Origin of the sequence: Streptomyces bambusae (assembly GCF_019400985.1) — a bacterium.
GTDB classification, from domain to species: Bacteria; Actinomycetota; Actinomycetes; order Streptomycetales; family Streptomycetaceae; genus Streptomyces; species Streptomyces bambusae_A.
In genome coordinates this window covers 1-17493 of sequence record NZ_WTFF01000154.1, presented here as the reverse complement: position 1 = coordinate 17493, position 17493 = coordinate 1, and the positions used below count along the sequence as shown (strand labels likewise).

The 17493-nt window shown below is 74.1% G+C and carries 17 protein-coding genes and 1 pseudogene; 11 read left to right on the top strand and 7 right to left on the bottom strand.

Annotation, left to right across the window (positions count from 1 at the left end; translation table 11 throughout):
* Both GPJ59_RS21085 and GPJ59_RS21080 read left to right on the top strand, forming a co-directional pair.
* Nucleotides 1–1317: pseudogene (locus GPJ59_RS21085) on the top strand (hypothetical protein); the annotation flags it as partial.
* A gap of 113 nt (nucleotides 1318–1430) precedes the next feature.
* Entirely contained in the window at nucleotides 1431–2534 is a 1104-nt protein-coding gene (locus GPJ59_RS21080) for a hypothetical protein (RefSeq protein WP_219668787.1), read from the top strand.
* Nucleotides 2535–2677: 143 nt separating this feature from the next.
* Here GPJ59_RS21080 and GPJ59_RS21075 read toward each other — a convergent pair whose 3' ends face one another.
* Nucleotides 2678–3463 (bottom strand): transglutaminase-like domain-containing protein, encoded by a 786-nt coding sequence (locus GPJ59_RS21075; RefSeq protein WP_308120401.1) that lies wholly within the window; start codon nucleotides 3461–3463, stop codon nucleotides 2678–2680.
* Complete coding sequence (locus tag GPJ59_RS21070) at nucleotides 3460–4440, bottom strand: GNAT family N-acetyltransferase (RefSeq protein ID WP_219668785.1); 981 nt, start codon at nucleotides 4438–4440, stop codon at nucleotides 3460–3462. Before GPJ59_RS21070 ends, GPJ59_RS21075 begins: the two co-directional genes overlap by 4 nt.
* A gap of 117 nt (nucleotides 4441–4557) precedes the next feature.
* Here GPJ59_RS21070 and fdxA point away from each other — a divergent pair, with 117 nt between their 5' ends.
* On the top strand, nucleotides 4558–4884 hold the full coding sequence (gene fdxA / locus GPJ59_RS21065) for a ferredoxin (protein WP_030291119.1): 327 nt from the start codon (nucleotides 4558–4560) through the stop codon (nucleotides 4882–4884).
* Between the two features lie 143 nt (nucleotides 4885–5027).
* The gene (gene dapC, locus GPJ59_RS21060; RefSeq protein WP_219668784.1) at nucleotides 5028–6125 is read left to right on the top strand and encodes a succinyldiaminopimelate transaminase; all 1098 of its coding nucleotides are present in this window, start codon (nucleotides 5028–5030) and stop codon (nucleotides 6123–6125) included.
* Between the two features lie 72 nt (nucleotides 6126–6197).
* Here dapC and GPJ59_RS21055 read toward each other — a convergent pair whose 3' ends face one another.
* Nucleotides 6198–6506: an ATP-binding protein gene (locus GPJ59_RS21055; RefSeq protein WP_219668783.1), complete on the bottom strand. Its 309-nt coding sequence runs from the start codon at nucleotides 6504–6506 to the stop codon at nucleotides 6198–6200.
* A gap of 208 nt (nucleotides 6507–6714) precedes the next feature.
* A complete protein-coding gene (locus GPJ59_RS21050; protein WP_219668782.1) occupies nucleotides 6715–7653 on the bottom strand; it encodes a hypothetical protein in 939 nt (312 codons plus the stop codon).
* Nucleotides 7654–7738: 85 nt separating this feature from the next.
* On the opposite strand from GPJ59_RS21050, the gene dapE reads away from it, so the two are divergent.
* Complete coding sequence (dapE, locus tag GPJ59_RS21045; RefSeq protein WP_219668781.1) at nucleotides 7739–8818, top strand: succinyl-diaminopimelate desuccinylase; 1080 nt, start codon at nucleotides 7739–7741, stop codon at nucleotides 8816–8818.
* A 68-nt stretch (nucleotides 8819–8886) separates the two neighbouring features.
* The gene (locus GPJ59_RS21040) at nucleotides 8887–9642 is read left to right on the top strand and encodes an LOG family protein (RefSeq protein WP_219668780.1); all 756 of its coding nucleotides are present in this window, start codon (nucleotides 8887–8889) and stop codon (nucleotides 9640–9642) included.
* 141 nt (nucleotides 9643–9783) lie between these two features.
* On the opposite strand, the gene folP is transcribed toward GPJ59_RS21040, so the two are convergent.
* The gene (gene folP / locus GPJ59_RS21035; protein WP_219668779.1) at nucleotides 9784–10644 is read right to left on the bottom strand and encodes a dihydropteroate synthase; all 861 of its coding nucleotides are present in this window, start codon (nucleotides 10642–10644) and stop codon (nucleotides 9784–9786) included.
* A gap of 157 nt (nucleotides 10645–10801) precedes the next feature.
* Between folP and GPJ59_RS21030 the strand changes: the two genes are divergently transcribed.
* A complete protein-coding gene (locus GPJ59_RS21030; RefSeq protein WP_219668778.1) occupies nucleotides 10802–11230 on the top strand; it encodes a DivIVA domain-containing protein in 429 nt (142 codons plus the stop codon).
* Entirely contained in the window at nucleotides 11227–11805 is a 579-nt protein-coding gene (locus GPJ59_RS21025) for a DNA-3-methyladenine glycosylase I (RefSeq protein WP_219668777.1), read from the top strand. The genes GPJ59_RS21030 and GPJ59_RS21025 overlap by 4 nt, the downstream gene beginning before the upstream one ends.
* A 140-nt stretch (nucleotides 11806–11945) precedes the next feature.
* On the opposite strand, the gene GPJ59_RS21020 is transcribed toward GPJ59_RS21025, so the two are convergent.
* Nucleotides 11946–12749, bottom strand: coding sequence for an enoyl-CoA hydratase/isomerase family protein (locus tag GPJ59_RS21020; protein WP_219668776.1), 804 nt, complete (start codon nucleotides 12747–12749; stop codon nucleotides 11946–11948).
* Nucleotides 12750–13057: 308 nt separating this feature from the next.
* Here GPJ59_RS21020 and GPJ59_RS21015 point away from each other — a divergent pair, with 308 nt between their 5' ends.
* Complete coding sequence (locus tag GPJ59_RS21015) at nucleotides 13058–13225, top strand: DUF3117 domain-containing protein (protein WP_003966491.1); 168 nt, start codon at nucleotides 13058–13060, stop codon at nucleotides 13223–13225.
* 298 nt (nucleotides 13226–13523) lie between these two features.
* On the opposite strand, the gene GPJ59_RS21010 is transcribed toward GPJ59_RS21015, so the two are convergent.
* On the bottom strand, nucleotides 13524–14186 hold the full coding sequence (locus GPJ59_RS21010) for an O-methyltransferase (RefSeq protein ID WP_219668775.1): 663 nt from the start codon (nucleotides 14184–14186) through the stop codon (nucleotides 13524–13526).
* A gap of 156 nt (nucleotides 14187–14342) precedes the next feature.
* On the opposite strand from GPJ59_RS21010, the gene sigE reads away from it, so the two are divergent.
* Nucleotides 14343–15101 carry an RNA polymerase sigma factor SigE gene (sigE, locus tag GPJ59_RS21005; protein ID WP_219668774.1) on the top strand — a complete coding sequence of 253 codons (759 nt, stop codon included), beginning with the start codon at nucleotides 14343–14345 and terminating at the stop codon, nucleotides 15099–15101.
* Complete coding sequence (locus GPJ59_RS21000; RefSeq protein ID WP_219668773.1) at nucleotides 15098–15841, top strand: zf-HC2 domain-containing protein; 744 nt, start codon at nucleotides 15098–15100, stop codon at nucleotides 15839–15841. Before sigE ends, GPJ59_RS21000 begins: the two co-directional genes overlap by 4 nt.
* Nucleotides 15842–17493 lie beyond the last annotated feature (1652 nt).

Genomic DNA, 17493 nt, shown 5'->3' with positions numbered 1-17493 from the left:
GACGCCAACGGCGCGGGCCCCGGTGCCGCGGGCGGCTACTCCCTGCCCGGCTCCCGCCCCGGCGCGGCCGGCGGCCCCGGCGGCCCGACCGGCGGCCCCGCGATGGGCACCATGCCCGTCAGCGCTCCCCAGCACGACGAGGCCGCCGCCTACCCGCAGAGCTGGCCCGGCCCCGAGATGCACGACGGCGGGCCCACCGGCCAGATGCCCGTCGTGGATCCGCTGCCCCGGCCCACCCAGGTCCGGCCGGCCCCCGAGCCGGTGCCCGTACCGCCGCCGCCCGGCCCCGCCATGCCCGCCTCCGGCTCCGGCTCCGGCTCCGGTTCGCCGTCGGCCCCGGCCGCGTCCGCCTCCTCGGCCCCGGCCAAGAAGAAGAAGGGCCGCAACAAGCTGGTCCTGGTCGGCGGCGGCCTCGTGGCCCTGGTCGGCATCGCGTACGGCGCCGGGCTGCTGCTCAACCACTCCGACGTACCCAAGGGCACCACCGTGCTCGGCGTGGACATCAGCGGCAGCCGCGAGGAGGCCGCCGCCAAGCTCGAGTCCGCCTTCGGCGAGCGCGCAGGCGCCCCGATCCCGCTCAAGGTCGGCGACAAGACGGTCGAGCTCAAGCCCGAGAAGGCCGGCCTGAGCCTGGACAGCCAGGCGACCGTGCGCGGCGCGGCCGGCAGCGACTACAACCCGGTCACCGTCATCGGCTCGCTCCTCGGCCAGGAACGCGCCGCCGAGGCCGTGATCCCGGTCGACGAGGAGAAGCTCCAGGTCGCCCTCCAGGAGCTGGCCGGCAGCGCCGGCACGGCCTCCGAGGGGACGATCAAGTTCGAGCCCAACAAGGCCGTGGCCGTACCCGGCAAGGCCGGCACCAGCCTCGACGTGAAGGGGTCGATGAGCCTGGTCAAGGACGCCTTCAAGACCATCGTCGAGACGGGCAAGGCCCCGGCCGTCGAACTCCCCGTCGCCAACCGGGAGCCGACCGTCGACCAGGCGGAACTCGACCGCGCCATGCGGGAGTTCGCCACCCCGGCGATGTCCGGCAACGCCGTCGTGAAGGCCGGCGCCAAGTCGATCGCCTTCGGCCCGGGCAAGTCCCTGCCGAAGATCCTGAGCATGACGGCGGTCGACGGCAAGCTGGTCCAGAAGTACGACCTGGAAGCTCTCAAGGAGCTCTACGGCAACACGTTCGACGGCATCCTGATCCAGCGCGGCAACGGCGAGAAGACCGCCGTCACCCCGCAGGACGTCGCCGGCGCGCTCGGCAAGGCCCTGCTCGGCAAGACCCCCGCGGAGCGCACGGTCACGATCGACACCAACCCCAGCTGACCGGCTGACCGCCCGCCACCCGAACTCGGCCCCTGCCCGGACCCCCGGCCAGGGGCCGAGCCGTATCACCCAGCAGCTCCGCCAGCCCGCCCGCCCGCCGGATCGAGGACGCCATGGAACTCACCCACGTAGGCGCTGTGCTGCTGGCCGAGGAGCGCCTGCCGGGGATCGGCCCGGGCTACTTCCGGTCCGATGCCTGGCAGGTGCGCGACGGTGCGGTCCGGATGGTCGGGAGGGAGGGCGAGGACCTGCTCCTCGCACGGATCTCCGCGGATCCGGTCCGGATCTTCGACGCACGGGAACGACGCGCGGCGCCCCGCATCGGCCCCCGCCCCGACGCGCGACGCACCTCGTTCGCCTCGCCGCTCCCGGACGGCGCCCTGGCCGTGCTCGGCAGCGGGTACGCGGCCGTGGTCGAGGCGGACGGGCGGACGCGGTGGACGTACGAGCACGAGCCCTGGGCCGACGAGCACACCGCCTCGGGCGCGTGCACCACCGACGCCTCGGGCACCCGGCTCCTGGTGACGACGCCCGGCCCCATGCCGGCCGGTGCCCCGTACGCCGGCGACCTGCTCGTCGTCCTCGCCCTCGCCGACGGCCGGCTCCTCGGGCAGACGGTGCTCCCGTCCGCCTCCGCCGGCTACGGCTTCCAGCAGTCCCTGACCGACCCGGCCCAGATCTTCCTCGACGCCCCCCAGGGCGACACCTGCCATGCCCTGCTCGTCACCCTGGACGGCGACGTCCCGCGGGCGGAGCACGTCGGCTACGAGGACGAGCCGTTCGCCGGCCTGGCCCGCGACGGGGCGTTCCTGAAGCTGGACGTGGGCGGCGAGTGGCTGGGCCGCTACCGGCCGGGCGACCCGGACGTCAGCGCCGACGCGGAGGACGTCCTCCCCGAGGGCCTGCGCTTCGTCGGCTACCGACCGGGCTTCCTGGACACGGACCGCGTCCTGGCGGCCGTCGCGGAGCACCAGGACGGCCAGGACAACCGCCACCTCCTCCTGGACGCCCACACCCTCCGCCCCACCGCCGAACTCGCCTACGAGGGCACGACCTGCTGCGACCCGCTACCCCTGGGCGACGGCACCTGGCTCACGACCCACCCCGACGACACCCTCCGCCGCTGGCGCCCGGCCATTTCCAGCCCCGCCGGCGGACCCAGCCACTTCCAGCCCCACCGGCGGAGCCCGGCCCTTTCCAGCCCCGCCGGCGTTTGAGGCGCGGGGGTCCGGGGGCGGAGCCCCCGAACGGGGTCCGGGGCGCAGCCCCGGTTTCGGGAAGGGGCGGGTAGGGGAACAGCCCCGCGCAGCGGCCCCAGCCCCGGCTCCGCCCCCGGCCCCGGCCCAGCCCCGCCCTCCGGTCAGTTCAGCAGGGCCCGCGCCGCATTCGCCTCCGCCCGGATCCGCGCCCCCGCCTCCGCGTCGAACGCCCCGATGACCTCCGCGTAAGCGTCCAGCTCCGTCGCCCCCTCACGGAACGCCCCCCGGTCCACCAGCAGCCGCGCCCGGTCGTAGCGCAGCGACGCCGGGTGCGAGGGGAGCAGCAGCGACAGGTCCAGCGCCCACAGCGCCACCCCCGAATGCTCCGGCCGCGCGGCGGCCCACGCCCGGATGTTGTTCAGGATGCGCAGCACGATGTCCAGCGTCCGGGCCGGCTCCAGCGGCGCCGCCGCGAGATCCGCCGGACCGGTCCCCAGCGCGGCGCCGCCCGCGAACGGGTCCACCGTCACCCGCTCCTCCGGGTCGCCGAAGCCGACCACGAAGTGTCCCGGCAGCCCCAGCCCGTACACCGGCGCCCCGGCCCGCCGGGCCACCTCCAGCCACACCACCGACAGCAGGATCGGCAGCCCCCGGCGCCGCCGCAGCACCTCGTGCAGCAGCGAGGACGACAGCCGCTGGTAGTCCGCCGGGGTGCCGTGGAAGCCCAGCCGCCGGCCCAGGAGGTCAGCGACCGCCGCCGCCCACTCCCGGGCGCCGCGCGCCCCGTACGGCAACATGCCCGCCAGCCGGTCCAGTTCGATCTGCGCCTCGTCCACGCCCCGCTGATCCAGCCCCGGGTCCGCCTCCGCCGCCAGGTACAGGCACAGCAGCGCCAGGTCCGGCCGCTCCGAGCGGGCCTCCTGCGCGAACTCCTCGCGGAAGGTCACGACCCGGCCCGGAAGTGGTGGTAGGAGTGGTGCACCGCGAAGCCGAGCCCGTCGTACAGCGCGAGCGCTCCCGCGTTGTCCGCCTCCACCTGGAGCCACGCCGCCGACGCGCCCTCCGCCAGCGCCTGCCGGGCCAGCGCCGCCATCACCGCCGTGGCCAGCCCCTGCCGCCGGTGCTCGGGCCCGACCTCCACCGCCGCGAAACCGGCCCATCGGCCGTCGACCACCAGGCGCCCGATGGCCCGGCCCGCCGCCGAGGCGAACCACACCGAGGGCCCCGCGCGCAGCACCCGCAGCGCGGCCTCCGGCGCGCCCGTACGCCCGTACAGGCCCAGCCACGCCTCGTCGCACTCCCGGCTCAGGACCACGTCCGAGACATCGGCATCCGCGTCGGCGATCGGCGCGAGCGCGGCGATGCGGACGTCCGCCGAGACCTCCCGGACCCAGCCGTGCCGCTCCAGCTCCGCGCACAGCACCTCCTGCGTGCCCGCGGCGCCCGTCGCGGCCTGCACGTACGCCGGAAGGTCACGTTCCGCGTACCAGGCCGTCACTCGCGCGAGTGCTTCCTCCAGCGGTATGCCCGGGTCGCCGAGCGGCAGCACGGAGTTGGCCCGCCGGGTGAAGCCGGCGGCCGCCCGCAGCGTCCAGCCGCCCAGCCGCTCGCTCTCCAGCGGCTGCCAGGCCCGCGCCATGACCGGCGCGAGCTCCTCGAAGGAGGCCGCGGGACCGCGCCGGCGGGCCGGGGCGGGCGGCACGACCTTGCCCGCGACCAGCGAGGATTCCGCGATGTGGACGGTTTCGCCGTCCTTGCGTGTGATCAGCAGCACACCATCGGTCCACGATCCGAGAACCCCCACGGTGTCCGTCATGTACGAGGACCCGTCCGCACGGGCCTCCACCCGTCGCACGGACACTCGTTTTCCCACGTCAGCGGGGGTGATACGGATTTCCATGAGCGCACCGGCAGTGATTTCCACAGCTTGGTCAGCCCCTCCTGTTCGGATCGTGCCCGGGAACGGAGATACTAGGTGCGGGCATCGACGACGCCGCGCTCCCGCGCGATATGGAAAGCCCTACCGAGGAGGAACGAGAGCGTGACCTACGTCATCGCGGAGCCTTGTGTCGACGTCAAGGACAAGGCATGCATCGAAGAGTGCCCCGTCGACTGCATCTACGAGGGCCAGCGGTCCTTGTACATCCACCCGGACGAGTGCGTCGACTGTGGTGCCTGTGAGCCGGTCTGCCCGGTCGAGGCCATCTTCTACGAGGACGACACCCCGGAGGAGTGGAAGGACTACTACAAGGCGAACGTCGAGTTCTTCGACGAGCTCGGTTCGCCCGGTGGTGCTTCCAAGCTCGGCCTGATCGAGCGTGACCACCCCTTCATCGCCGCACTGCCCCCCATGGGCGAAGGCCACTGAGCGCCTTAAGCCCTGCACGGCAGTCGCGCCCTCGGTCCCGTACGGCCCTTCCGCCGCACGGGACCGAGGCGTTTGGTCCCACGGCCGGCCGGCGGCCGGCCCGTATCCAGCCCCTGACCCACCAAGAGAGAGCAGAGAGCACCGTGGCCGCAGTATCCGCTCGTCTTCCCGCCTTCCCCTGGGACAAGCTGGAGCCGTACAAGGCAACCGCGTCCGCCCACCCGGACGGCCTCGTGGACCTGTCCGTGGGCACCCCGGTCGACCCGGTCCCGGACGTGATCCAGCAGGCCCTGATCGCCGCCGCCGACTCGCCCGGCTACCCGACCACCTGGGGCACCGCGGCCTACCGCGACGCGATCACCGGCTGGGTGCAGCGCCGCCTCGGCGCGAGCAACGTCGGGCACCGCAACGTCCTGCCGGTCGTCGGCTCCAAGGAGCTCGTGGCCTGGCTGCCGATCCAGCTGGGCCTGGGCGCGGGCGACAAGGTCGCCTACCCGCGGCTGGCCTACCCCACGTACGAGGTCGGCGCGCTGCTGGCCGGCGCCGAGCCGGTCATGTACGACGACGACCCGACCGTGCTGGACCCGGCCGGGCTGAAGCTGCTGTGGCTCAACTCGCCGTCCAACCCCACCGGCCGGGTCATCCCCAAGGACGACCTGGTCCGGATCGTGGCCTGGGCGCGCGAGCACGGGATCCTCGTCTTCAGCGACGAGTGCTACCTGGAGCTCGGCTGGGAGGCCGACCCGGTCTCGGTCCTCCACGACGACGTGTGCGGCGGTTCCTACGAGGGCATCGTCGCGGTCCACTCGCTCTCCAAGCGGTCCAACCTGGCCGGGTACCGGGCCGCGTTCATCGCCGGTGACCCCGCGGTCCTCGGCGAGCTGCTGGAGGTCCGCAAGCACAGCGGCATGATGACCCCCAGCCCCGTCCAGGCGGCCGCGGTGGTGGCCCTCGGCGACGACGCGCACGTGGCGGAGCAGCGGGGGCGCTACGCCGCCCGCCGCGACGCGCTGCGCACGGCGCTGGAGGCCCACGGCTTCCGGATCGAGCACAGCGAGGCCAGCCTCTACCTGTGGGCGACCCGCGACGAGCCCTGCTGGGAGACGGTCGAGTACCTCGCGCAGCTGGGCATCCTGGTCTGCCCGGGCGACTTCTACGGCGAGGCGGGGGAACGATTCGTCCGCGTCGCCTTCACGGCCACGGACGAGCGGGTCGCGGCGGCGGTCAAGCGGCTGGGCTGACCGACGCGTGCACACACCGAAGGGGCCCGGAGCGCAGCGCACGCTCCGGGCCCCTTCGGCGTCGGATCAGCCTTACGAGGTCAGGGACCCCACCGGCAGGCCGCCCAGCGGGGTGCCCACCGGCAGCTTGTCCGTCGTCTCGGTGACCTTGCCGACGCTGCCCATGACGCCGTTGTCGCCGCCCGCCAGGGCGTCGGTGCCGACGGCGTCGGTGGTGCCCAGGGCCTCGGCACCGTCCAGGGCGCTGACCGCGCCCAGCGGCTGGGTCACGGGCTCCAGGCCCGCGGCGTTCGCCGAGGCGGCCGCACCGACCACGGGTGCCGCACCGGCCGCGATCAGCAGGGCGGCGCGGGCGATACGGCGGGTCAGGGGGAGGGACATGGGTGCTCCTATGCGGTAGCCGACCAGTACGCCCTGCTCAACAGGTCGAGCCCCCCTCGGGGTTGCGGATCGTTCGGGTAAAGGATCAGTAATGAGTCCGTTAATCGGCTTCGGTGACAACCGCACCGGACAACCGCACCGGACGACCGCACCGGACGACCGCACCGGACGACCGCACCGAACGACAGGCCGGGTCCCAGGGCCGGCCCTACCGTGTCACGAAGATCCGCAGGTGCTGCGGCCCCACGTTGCGCGGGTCGTCGTCCCCGCCCTTGCCCGGCGCCTTCGGCACCCAGCCGCCCCGGTTCTCCCCGGCCAGCCAGGCCTTGCTGTCGAACGACACCCGCTGGACGCCCAGCTCCGTGGCATGGGCCACGGTCCAGTGGGCCAGCTCCCAGCCCCGCCGCGGGTCCTTGACCTCGATCGATATCTCGGCAGCGCCCCCGCTGCCCACCGCCTGCCCGTGGGAGCCGGCCGCCGGGCCCACCTTGGGCGCGAGCCCGGGCCCGAACACCCGCACCAGCTGCGCCTTCACGGCCTCGGCGTCGCCCGGGCGCTGCGGGGCCGGACCGGGGCAGGTCAGCGTGGTCGGGGCGCGGCCGGTGAAGGCCGCCGCCAGCAGCACCGCGTCCTCCTCGTGCTTGGCGTAGGCGTCGGGGTAGCCGCTGCGCTGCACCCGCTGCGCGGCCACGGTCAGCGGCAGCCGCTCGTAGTCGCGTACGTCGGCGAGGTGCTCGTAGAAGATCCCGGCCGAGTAGACGGGGTCCATGATCTGCTGCGGCGTACCCCAGCCCTGCGAGGGCCGTTGCTGGAAGAGGCCGAGCGAGTCGCGGTCGCCGTGGTCGAGGTTGCGCAGTCCCGACTCCTGGATGGCGGTCGCTATCGCGATCACCACCGCCCGGTCCGGCAGCTTCCGGCCGGTGCCCACGGCGGAGATCGTCGCCACGTTCCGGGCCTGCTCGGGGGTCATGGAGTAGGACGCGCCGTTCGCCTCGACCCGGCAGTGGGGCGCGCCCCCGCCGGTCGAGTCGTACTGCACGTAGAAGTACCCGGCGACACCGAGCAGGACGAGCAGCGCCGCCGCCAGTCGGAACAGGCGTGGGCGTCGGCGGTCAGGGCGCGATGCGTGTCGATCAGTCTCGGGCACGCGGCCCACCGTACTTGAGCCACGTGACGCGTCCGGAGGCCGGACGCACGAGCCCGGTCCGGCAAGGTTCGCGTAAGGTCACTTCATGTCCGATACCGTGCTCGATCTCACCGTCGACGCCGCCGAGCTGACCGCCCGACTCGTCGACATCCCGTCCGTGAGCGGCGACGAGAAGGTCCTCGCCGACGCCGTGGAGCAGGCGCTGCGCGCCCTGCCGCACCTCACCGTCGACCGCTACGGCAACAACGTCGTGGCCCGCACCCACCTCGGCCGCGCCGAACGCGTGGTCCTGGCCGGGCATCTCGACACGGTGCCGATCGCGGACAACGTGCCCTCCCGGCTGGACGAGAACGACGTGCTGTGGGGCTGCGGCACCACTGACATGAAGTCCGGCGTCGCCGTGCAGCTGCGCATCGCGGCCACCGTGCCGGAGCCGAACCGCGACCTGACCTTCGTCTTCTACGACCAGGAGGAGGTGGCCGCCGACCTCAACGGCCTCGGCAAGGTCGCCGCCGCCCACCCCGAGTGGCTCGCCGGGGACTTCGCGGTCCTCCTCGAACCCTCCGACGCCGAGGTCGAGGGCGGCTGCCAGGGCACCCTGCGCGTGCTGCTGCGCACCAGCGGCGAGCGCGCGCACTCCGCGCGCAGCTGGATGGGCTCCAACGCCATCCACGCGGCCGCGCCCATCCTGGCCAGGCTGGCGGCGTACGAGCCGCGCAAGCCCGTCATCGACGGCCTGGAGTACCACGAGGGCCTCAACGCCGTACGCATCGAGGGCGGCGTCGCCAACAACGTCATCCCGGACCACTGCACGGTCACGGTGAACTTCCGCTACGCCCCCGACCGCAGCGAGGCGGACGCCCTGGCCCACGTCCAGGAGGTCTTCGCGGGCTGCGACATCGCCGAGTTCATCGTCGACGACTCCTCCGGCGGCGCCCTGCCCGGCCTCTCCCACCCGGCGGCCGCGGCCTTCATGGAGGCCGTCGGCGGCCGGGCGATGCCCAAGTTCGGCTGGACGGACGTCTCCCGCTTCGCCGCCCTGGGCGTCCCGGCCGTCAACTACGGCCCGGGCGACGCCCTGCTCGCGCACAAGGTGGACGAGCGCGTGGAGACGAAGGCGATCCTGCACTGCGAAGAACGACTCCGCGCCTGGCTGACCGCCTGAATTCCGCTCCCCGTCACCTTCGTGCGCCTACCCTGATCCGAACGATCAGCAGGAAGGGAGCGCACATCATGGGCAACCCGGAGGGCACCCGGCGTACGCCGGAGGAGCAGCAGCTCGGCCCGGTACTGCGCAGGCGCGGTCAGGTCAGGGCGGGAAGCACGACCGATCAGCGGCTGCTGGACACGGCCGGGCCCTCGGAGTGGGTGCACACCGATCCCTGGCGGGTCCTGCGCATCCAGTCCGAGTTCATCGAGGGCTTCGGCACGCTGGCCGAGCTGCCGCCGGCGATCAGCGTGTTCGGCTCGGCCCGTACACCGGAGGGCTCGCCCGAGTACACGGCGGGCGTGGCGATCGGCCGGGCGCTCGTCGACGCGGGCTTCGCCGTCATCACCGGCGGCGGGCCCGGCGCGATGGAGGCCGCGAACCGGGGAGCGCGTGAGGCGAACGGCGTCTCGGTCGGCCTCGGCATCGAGCTCCCCTTCGAGCAGGGCCTGAACGAGCACGTCGACCTCGGGCTGAACTTCCGCTACTTCTTCGTCCGCAAGACGATGTTCGTGAAGTACAGCCAGGGCTTCGTGGTCCTGCCCGGCGGGCTCGGCACGCTGGACGAGCTCTTCGAGGCGCTGACGCTGGTGCAGACCCAGAAGATCACCCGGTTCCCGATCGTGCTGTACGGCACGGAGTACTGGAGCGGGCTCGTGGACTGGCTGCGCGGCACGGTGGTGGCGCAGGGCAAGGCGTCGGCGCACGACCTGTACCTCTTCCACGTCACGGACGACGTGGACGAGGCGATCGCGCTGGTGACGAAGGAAGTCCAGAAGTAGGGCCGCCGGGTCCCCTGCGCCGGGCCTTTCCGGTCCCTGCGCCGGCCCTTCCCGGTCCCTGCGCCTGTCGTCCGCGGTGCCTACGCCGGCCGCCCCGGCCCTACGCCGGCCGCCCCGGCCCTACGTCGGCCCGTCCGGCCGCTACGCCAGGCCCCGGCGGGCGACCGCCGGTGGGCGGTGGCCCTGGATCGAGCGGACCATGTCCAGGATCTGCCGGGTCTCCGCGACCTCGTGGACCCGGTAGACCTGGGCGCCGAGCCAGGCCGAGACGGCCGTGGTCGCCAGGGTGCCCAACAGGCGCTCCTTGACCGGCTTGTCGAGGGTCTCGCCGACGAAGTCCTTGTTGGACAGCGACACCAGGACCGGCCAGCCGGTGCCGGTCATCTCCGCCAGCCGGCGGGTGGCCTCCAGCGAGTGCCGGGTGTTCTTGCCGAAGTCGTGGCCGGGGTCGATCAGGATCGCGTCGCGGCGCACGCCCAGGGCGGCGGCACGTTCCGCCAGGCCGACCGTGACGTCGAGGATGTCGGCCATCACGTCCTCGTACGTGGTCCGGTGCGGCCGCGTACGGGGCTCGACCCCGCCCGCGTGCGTGCACACCAGCCCCACGTCGTAGCGGGCGGCCACCTCCGCCAGCTTGGGGTCCACCCCGCCCCACGCGTCGTTCAGCAGGTCCGCGCCGGCCTCGCAGACGGCCTCGCCGACCTCGTGCCGCCAGGTGTCCACGCTGATCACCACGTCCGGGTGGCGGCGGCGTACCTCCGCCACGAAGCCGACCGTACGGCGCGCCTCCTCGGCGGCGTCCACGTGCTCGCCCGGCCCCGCCTTGACCCCGCCGATGTCGATGATCGCCGCACCCTCGGCCACCGCCTGCTCGACCCGGTCCAGGGCCGGCTCGTCGCGGAAGGTCGCGCCCTGGTCGTAGAAGGAGTCAGGCGTCCGGTTCACGATGGCCATGATCACCGCCTCGTGGGTGTCGAACTCACGCCTGCCCAGTCGCAGCATCCCCTTGATTCCTTCCTCGACGGCTCGCCTGTGACCATAACTGTCACCGTCGCGTGGCACGATCGTGGTGAGGAGTCGCCGCGCCGAGCCGCCGCACCGGTCCGAGGGGATCCAAAGGGGATCCAAGGGGGCCGAAGCGATCCAAGGGGAGTTGATCGTGTTCTGGTTCTTGCTGATCGCGCTGGTCGTGGTGGTCGCCGCGGTCACCCTCGCCGTGGTCGGCGGCGGGGACGAGGCCGTGCTGCCCGAGGCCGCGCCGCAGTGGGTGGCGGACGGCCTCCCGGAGACCCGGCCGGTCCTGCGGGAGGACATCGACGCCCTGCGGCTGCCGGTCGCCCCGCGCGGCTACCGGATGGCCGAGGTGGACGACGTACTGCTGCGCCTCGGCGCGGAGCTCGCGGAGCGGGACAAGCGGATCGCGGAGCTGGAGGCGGCGCTCGCGGCGCCGGCCGGCCGGGCCGCCCCGGGGAGCCCCGCCGCTGGCCCGAACCTGGCGACCGGTCCGAACCTGGCGACCGGTCCGAACCTGCAGACCGGTCCGAACCTGCAGACCGGTCCGAGCCTGGCGAAGGGGGAGCAGCAGTGAGCGGCGCGGCCGCGGCGGGTCCGGACGGGGGGCTGCGCTGCCCCTGGGCGCTCGCCACCGAGGACTACACCGCCTACCACGACACCGAGTGGGGCCGCCCGGTCCACGGCGACGACGCGCTGTACGAGCGGCTGTGCCTGGAGGCCTTCCAGTCCGGGCTGTCCTGGCTGACGATCCTGCGCCGCCGCGAGGGCTTCCGCGCGGCCTTCGCCGAGTTCAAGATCGCGGCTGTGGCGGAGTTCGGGGACCGGGACGTGGAGCGGCTGCTCGCCGACCCCGGGATCATCCGCAACCGGGCGAAGATCGAGGCCACCCTCGCCAACGCCCGGACCTTCGCGACCTGGGCGCCCGGCGAGCTCGACGCGCTGATCTGGTCCCACGCCCCGGCCGAGCCAGGCCCGGCCCCGCTGACGATCGCGGACGTCCCCGCCGTGACCGAGCAGTCCACGGCGCTGGCCAAGGCCCTGAAGAAGGCGGGCGTCCGCTTCGTCGGCCCCACCACCGCGTACGCGCTGATGCAGGCCTGCGGGCTGGTCGACGACCACCTCGCGGACTGCACGGCCCGGGGGCGGTAGCGGCCCTCCCGCCGTGCGCCCTCCGGGGGCGGGGCGGGGCGGGCGTGCGTACGTCAGCGGCCGCGGCCCGGGTGCCTCAGCGGCCCGGGTGCCTCAGCGGCCCGGGTGCCTCCGCGGTCCGGGGCCCGGTCGGGTCCGGGTCAGCGGCCCAGGTACTTCGGGCGCTCCTTGGCCAGGAAGGCGGACACCGCGATGCCGTGGTCCTCGGAGGCGCCGGCCAGGGTCTGCAGGGCGTCCTCCTTCTCCAGGGCGTCGGAGAGGGAGTGGCTCGCGCCGTAGGCCAGGGAGGCCTTGATCGCGGCGTACGCCATGGTCGGGCCCGCGGCCAGCTGGCGTGCCAGGGACTCCGCCTCGCCGGCCAGGTCGGCGGAGGGGACCAGGCGGTTGGCGATGCCCAGGTCGTACGCCTCCTGGGCGGAGATGTTCCGGGGGAAGAGCAGCAGGTCGGAGGCGCGGGAGGCACCGATCAGCCGGGGGAGGGTCCAGGAGACGCCGGAGTCGGCGGTCAGGGCCACGCCCGCGAAGGACGTGTTGAAGGCGGCGGTGTCCGCCACGATCCGGTAGTCCGCGGCCAGGGCGAAACCGAAGCCGGCGCCGGCGGCGACGCCGTTGACGGCGGCGACCACGGGCTTGGGCATCTCGGTGATCGCCCGGACGATCGGGTTGTAGTGGTCGGCGACGGTGTGCATGGTCAGCGTCGTGCCGTGCTCGCGGTCGGAGAGCAGGTTGCCGACGTGCTCCTTGAGGTCCTGGCCGACGCAGAAGGCCCGGTCGCCGGCGGCGGTCAGCAGCACCGCGCGGACGGCGGTGTCCTCGGCCGCGGCCCGGAGCGCGTCGCGCAGGGCGACCTTGGCCTCGGTGTTCATCGCGTTCATCGCCTCGGGGCGGTTGATCGTGATGGTGGCGAGTCCGTCGGTCAGGTCGTGGAGCACGGTGTCGGCCATGTCGGGGGTCCCCCTGTCGTCGCGGGCGTGAGGCCCCCAGCATGGCGGACCGGGCGGGCGCGGGGGATGTGATGTGCGTCAAAGAATGCCGGTGGCGGATGGGGCGCGCGGGGGCGAAGTATCGCAGGCGGATCGCCGAAATGAGTGGTTTTGGTCGAGCGCGTTGCGCAAGCGTTCCCAGCCGATGTTGGTCATCGGGTCCTGACATGCGGGATAATGGCCAGGAAGCAATGTGTTCGATGCCGGTGTGAGGCGCCTGAATGGGGCCGTCGGCTGACGATGAGCTGGTTTCAGGAAGGGGAACGAGCATGGCGGCCATGAAGCCGCGGACGGGTGACGGCCCGCTCGAGGTGACCAAGGAGGGGCGGGGCATCGTCATGCGCGTACCGCTCGAAGGCGGCGGTCGGCTCGTGGTCGAGCTGACCCCGGACGAGGCCGACGCCCTCGGTGACGCCCTCAAGAAGGTCGTCGGCTGACGCTGGTAGACCCTCCAGATCTTCCTGATGCCCCGGTCGCGGACGCGACCGGGGCATCGGTGTTCGTGGGGGCGGGCCGGGGCGGGCGCGGCGGCCAGAGGTGCGGGTCGGGCGCGGTCGGTCGGCACCGTACGGGCGTCCGGGCGCGGACGGTCGGCGCCGCACGGCGCGCGGCCGACTGCCCGGCGTCGTCGTACGGTCCGCGGAAGGCGGTCAGCGCCGTACGACGGTCAGCGCCGTACGGTCCGCGGGCGGCGGTCAGCGCCGTACGACGGTCAGCGCCGTACGACGGTGGCGGTCAGCGCCGTACGGCGCACAGCAGGCCGTCGCCGACCGGGAGCAGGGCCGAGTCCAGGGCCGGGCTCTCGCGGACCGTGCGCAGCAGCTCGCGTACCCGCAGGACCTCCACCGGCTGGGCCGTGGAATCGACCGTGCGGCCGTCCGCGAACATCCCCTCGAAGCAGACGAGGCCCCCGGGGCGGAGCAGGCGCAACGATTCAGCGAGGTAGTCCAGGGACTCCGTAGGGTCGCCGTCGCAGAACACCAGGTCGTAGCCGCCGTCGGCGAGGCGCGGCAGGACGTCCAGGGCCCGGCCGGGGATGAAGCGGGCGCGGTTGCCGGCGAAGCCGGCGGCGCGGAAGGCCTGGCGGGCGAAGGCCTGCCGGTCGGGCTCGGGGTCGACGGTGGTCAGCACCCCGTCGGGGCGCATGCCGTGCAGCAGGTGGATGCCGGAGACGCCGGTCCCGGTGCCGATCTCGGCGACCGCCTTGGCGTCGGCCGTGGCGGCCAGCAGGCGCAGCGCGGCCCCGGTGCCGGGGGACACGGACCGCAGGCCCGCCTCCCTCGCCCGGTCGCGGGCCCACCGCAGAGCGTCGTCCTCGGCGACAAACGCGTCGGCGAACGCCCAGCTCGTCTGCCGGTTGCCGGTAATGACCCTCTCCTGTCCCGTTAGTTGGCGCAACGGTGACTGTATCCGCTGGCGTCGGGAACCCGCAGATGGGACCGGGCGTTGGAGGGGATGAAGGGGACGCCGCCGGGTAGATCGACACCTCCTGGCGGGGATCTTCGGTAAAGGTAGCGTAAAAAGGCTTATCCGGAGCTGACGGACGGGGTGGCTATGGTAGGGGCTCCACTGGACACCACCAGAGCCGACAGGGGAGGTGCGGCTGCACCTGAGGATCGTCGAGGCGTATTCAGACGCCTCTTCAGGTCGGCGGGTGAGCCGAAATCCGTGACCGACATCGCTGCCGACCGTTTCCACTCCGCCGACACCGCGACCACCGCGACGTTCGCCGCCGATGCGGGCTCCCAGGCGTGGACGCCTCCCACGTGGGAGGAGATCGTCAGCACGCACAGCGCCCGGGTGTACCGGCTCGCCTACCGCTTGACGGGCAACCAGCACGACGCCGAGGACCTCACGCAGGAGGTCTTCGTCCGGGTCTTCCGGTCGCTGTCCACCTACACGCCCGGCACCTTCGAGGGCTGGCTGCACCGGATCACCACCAACCTCTTCCTGGACATGGTCCGCCGCAAGCAGCGGATCCGTTTCGACGCACTCGCCGACGACGCCGCGGAGCGGCTGCCGTCGCGGGAGCCGTCGCCGCAGCAGGTCCTGCACGACACCCACTTCGACGCGGACGTGCAGCAGGCGCTGGACACGCTCGCGCCCGAGTTCCGCGCGGCGGTCGTGCTGTGCGACATCGAGGGGCTGTCGTACGAGGAGATCGCCGCGACGCTCGGTGTGAAGCTCGGTACGGTGCGCAGCCGTATCCACCGGGGCCGCTCGCACCTGCGCAAGGCGCTCAAGCACCGCTCGCCCGAGGCTCGGGCGGAGCGGACACTGGCGGGGGTCGGGGGAGGAGGCGGAACGGAGTGAGCGGAGCCAGTCCGTCACCCGCAGAACACCACCTGGGCGACCGGCTCGCCGCCCTCGTGGACGGGGAGTTGGGTCACGATGCGCGCGAGCGGGTGCTCGCCCACCTGGCGACGTGCCCGAAGTGCAAGGCGGAGGCCGACGCGCAGCGTCGCGTGAAGTCGCTGTTCGTGCAGAGCGCCATGCCGGCGCCGTCGGCCGGGCTGATGGCCCGGCTCCAGGGACTGCCGGGCTGCGCGCCGGGCGGGCCGGGCGGGCCGGGCGGCTTCGGAGGTGCCGGCGGCGACGGTCCGTTGTCCGCGGGGCCCGCGGGGTCCGCGGGGCCCACGGGGCCCACGGGCGATGACCCGCTGGCGACCTTCCGCTACGCCGCGGCTGCCGGGCCGGGCGCGCAGCAGGGGTTCCGGATCCACGAGGTGGGCCGGCCGCGACGGCGGTTCGCCTTCGTCGCGGCCGGAGCGGTGTCGCTGGCCGCGCTCGCGCTGGGCGGTGCGCTGCCACTGGACGTGGCCGACCCCGGCGGCCGGGGCCGCGGCGAGGGCGGCGCGAATGTCACGCCTGCGGCGCAGCCGGGCGTGAGCGGCGGCGCCGTCTCGGTGGCCGACGCGGTGGTCCGAGACCGCGACTGGGAACCCCGCCACCCCCGCCTCACCCCGCCATCCGGCCCCACACCACCCCTGAAACCGACACCGACACCCCCGCCCCCGTCGCCGTCCAACCGACCGGTGTCGCTGTCACGCTGAGCGCGGCGCGGGGCGGGGCGGCCGGGGCGGGCCGGGCTGGGGGCGGCCAGGGTGAGGGCGGGGTGAGCGTTCCTTCCACGGGCCCGGCTGCCGGGTGCGGGCCGCATGTGCGTCCCTTCCACGAGCCCGGCCGCGGGGTGCGGGCGGCACGAGAGTCCCGGCCGGCTGGGCCGGCAGCCCGCCAGCCTGGACGCCGAGTGCGGGCCGCACGAGGGTTACACCTGGCAGCGGGGCCGCCGGGTGCGGGCCGATGGTGGCGTCAGCAGCACGCCCGCAGCTGCTGGAGCGGTGCGGGCGGTGGTGCCGGGTCGGGCCGAGGGGGCACGAGCGGCACGCCCGCCGCCGGTGGGGAGCCGGACCGCGGCCGGGGCCGGGCCGCACGAGCGGGGCCGCCGGGTGCGGGCGGTACGAGGGTTACACCTGGCAGCGGGGTCGCCGGGTGCGAGCGTCGCGTCTGCCGCCGTTGGGGGAGTGCGGGCGGCGGTTCGGTGCTGGGCTCGATGCGGGGGTTCGGGGGGCACCGGGACTGGGAGCCGCGCTTGCTGTGCGTGGCTGAGTCTTGGCGACCGGGTGCGGGGTGCGGGCGGCACGACTGCTACGCCTTGCAGTCGGCCGGGCGTGGGGCGGCGCGAGCGTCAGGCATGGCAGCCCCGGCAGGGTGCGGGCGGCGGGCGGTGATGGGTCGATGCGCCGTCCGGGGCACCGGGACCGGAAGCCGGCTTGTGCTGTGAGTGGCCGGTCCTGGCGACCGAGCGCGGGGCGAGGGCGGCGTGAGCAGCACGTCTGCCGCCGTCGGCCCCGTGCGGGCGGGGCGCACCGGGTCCGGGAGCTGCGTCGGCGGCGCCCCGACCCGCGCCGGCCGTACCCCAGCCGGTGTCCGCATTGCCGGTGTCCTCGTTGCCGCCCAACTGGCCGGTGTCCTCGTCGCGGTGACGGTGTGGGCCGGAGCCTGGTTGAATTCCGGCGAGGCGTGCCACAGGGCGCGCGGAGCACGGCGCGCCGCACGGCGCGTGAAGCACAGGGGATCGCCGATGCCGTCCGACACGCAGCCGACCGACCGGGGCCCGGCCGCGCAGAGCCAGCCCACCTGCCCGCCGCCGGTCCCTCAGCCCCGACCAGCACCGACCGGGCAGACACCCGAGGCGATCGGGGTCGGGGCGGACGGAGCGGCGGTGGTCGGGGGTACCGAGGCCGAGGGTTCGGCTGCCTCCACGGCCGGTGGTCCCGCCGGGCCGGCGGCGCCCGGCGGCGCGGCTGTCATCGCTTCTGGCGGCCCGGCCGTTTCCGGCGATGCGTCCGTCGCAGCCGACGCGGTCAGTGTCGGCAACCCGGCCGGCCCGGCGGAATCCGCCGGCCCCGCCTTCGAGAAGGCCGACGCGTCCCACCCGAAGCCGTCGTCCTCGCCGGACCAGATTCAGGCCCCTCCCGCCTTCCCCGCCTTCCCCGCCGCCCCGGGGGACCGGGTTGCGGCAGCCGCCGGCGCGGGGCCGGTTGCGCCGGCGGCCGCCCCGACTGCCGATGACCTGCATTCGGGCGCCCCGGCCGACCCGATTGCGTCAGCCAGCGATCTGGCCCCCGCAGCACCAGCCGACCCGGTTGCGCCGGCCCCCGGCGACCCGGCGGCTCCCGCCGCCCCCGCCGCCCCGGGGGAC

What these genes read in the sequence shown, in the direction of transcription:
- GPJ59_RS21080 (WP_219668787.1), top strand. Translation starts at nt 1,431, where the DNA reads ATGGAACTCACCCACGTAGGCGCTGTGCTGCTGGCCGAGGAGCGCCTG.
- GPJ59_RS21055 (WP_219668783.1), bottom strand. Translation starts at nt 6,506, where the DNA reads ATGTCCCTCCCCCTGACCCGCCGTATCGCCCGCGCCGCCCTGCTGATC.
- dapE (WP_219668781.1), top strand. Translation starts at nt 7,739, where the DNA reads ATGTCCGATACCGTGCTCGATCTCACCGTCGACGCCGCCGAGCTGACC.
- GPJ59_RS21040 (WP_219668780.1), top strand. Translation starts at nt 8,887, where the DNA reads ATGGGCAACCCGGAGGGCACCCGGCGTACGCCGGAGGAGCAGCAGCTC.
- folP (WP_219668779.1), bottom strand. Translation starts at nt 10,644, where the DNA reads ATGCTGCGACTGGGCAGGCGTGAGTTCGACACCCACGAGGCGGTGATC.
- GPJ59_RS21020 (WP_219668776.1), bottom strand. Translation starts at nt 12,749, where the DNA reads ATGGCCGACACCGTGCTCCACGACCTGACCGACGGACTCGCCACCATC.
- GPJ59_RS21015 (WP_003966491.1), top strand. Translation starts at nt 13,058, where the DNA reads ATGGCGGCCATGAAGCCGCGGACGGGTGACGGCCCGCTCGAGGTGACC.
- sigE (WP_219668774.1), top strand. Translation starts at nt 14,343, where the DNA reads ATGGTAGGGGCTCCACTGGACACCACCAGAGCCGACAGGGGAGGTGCG.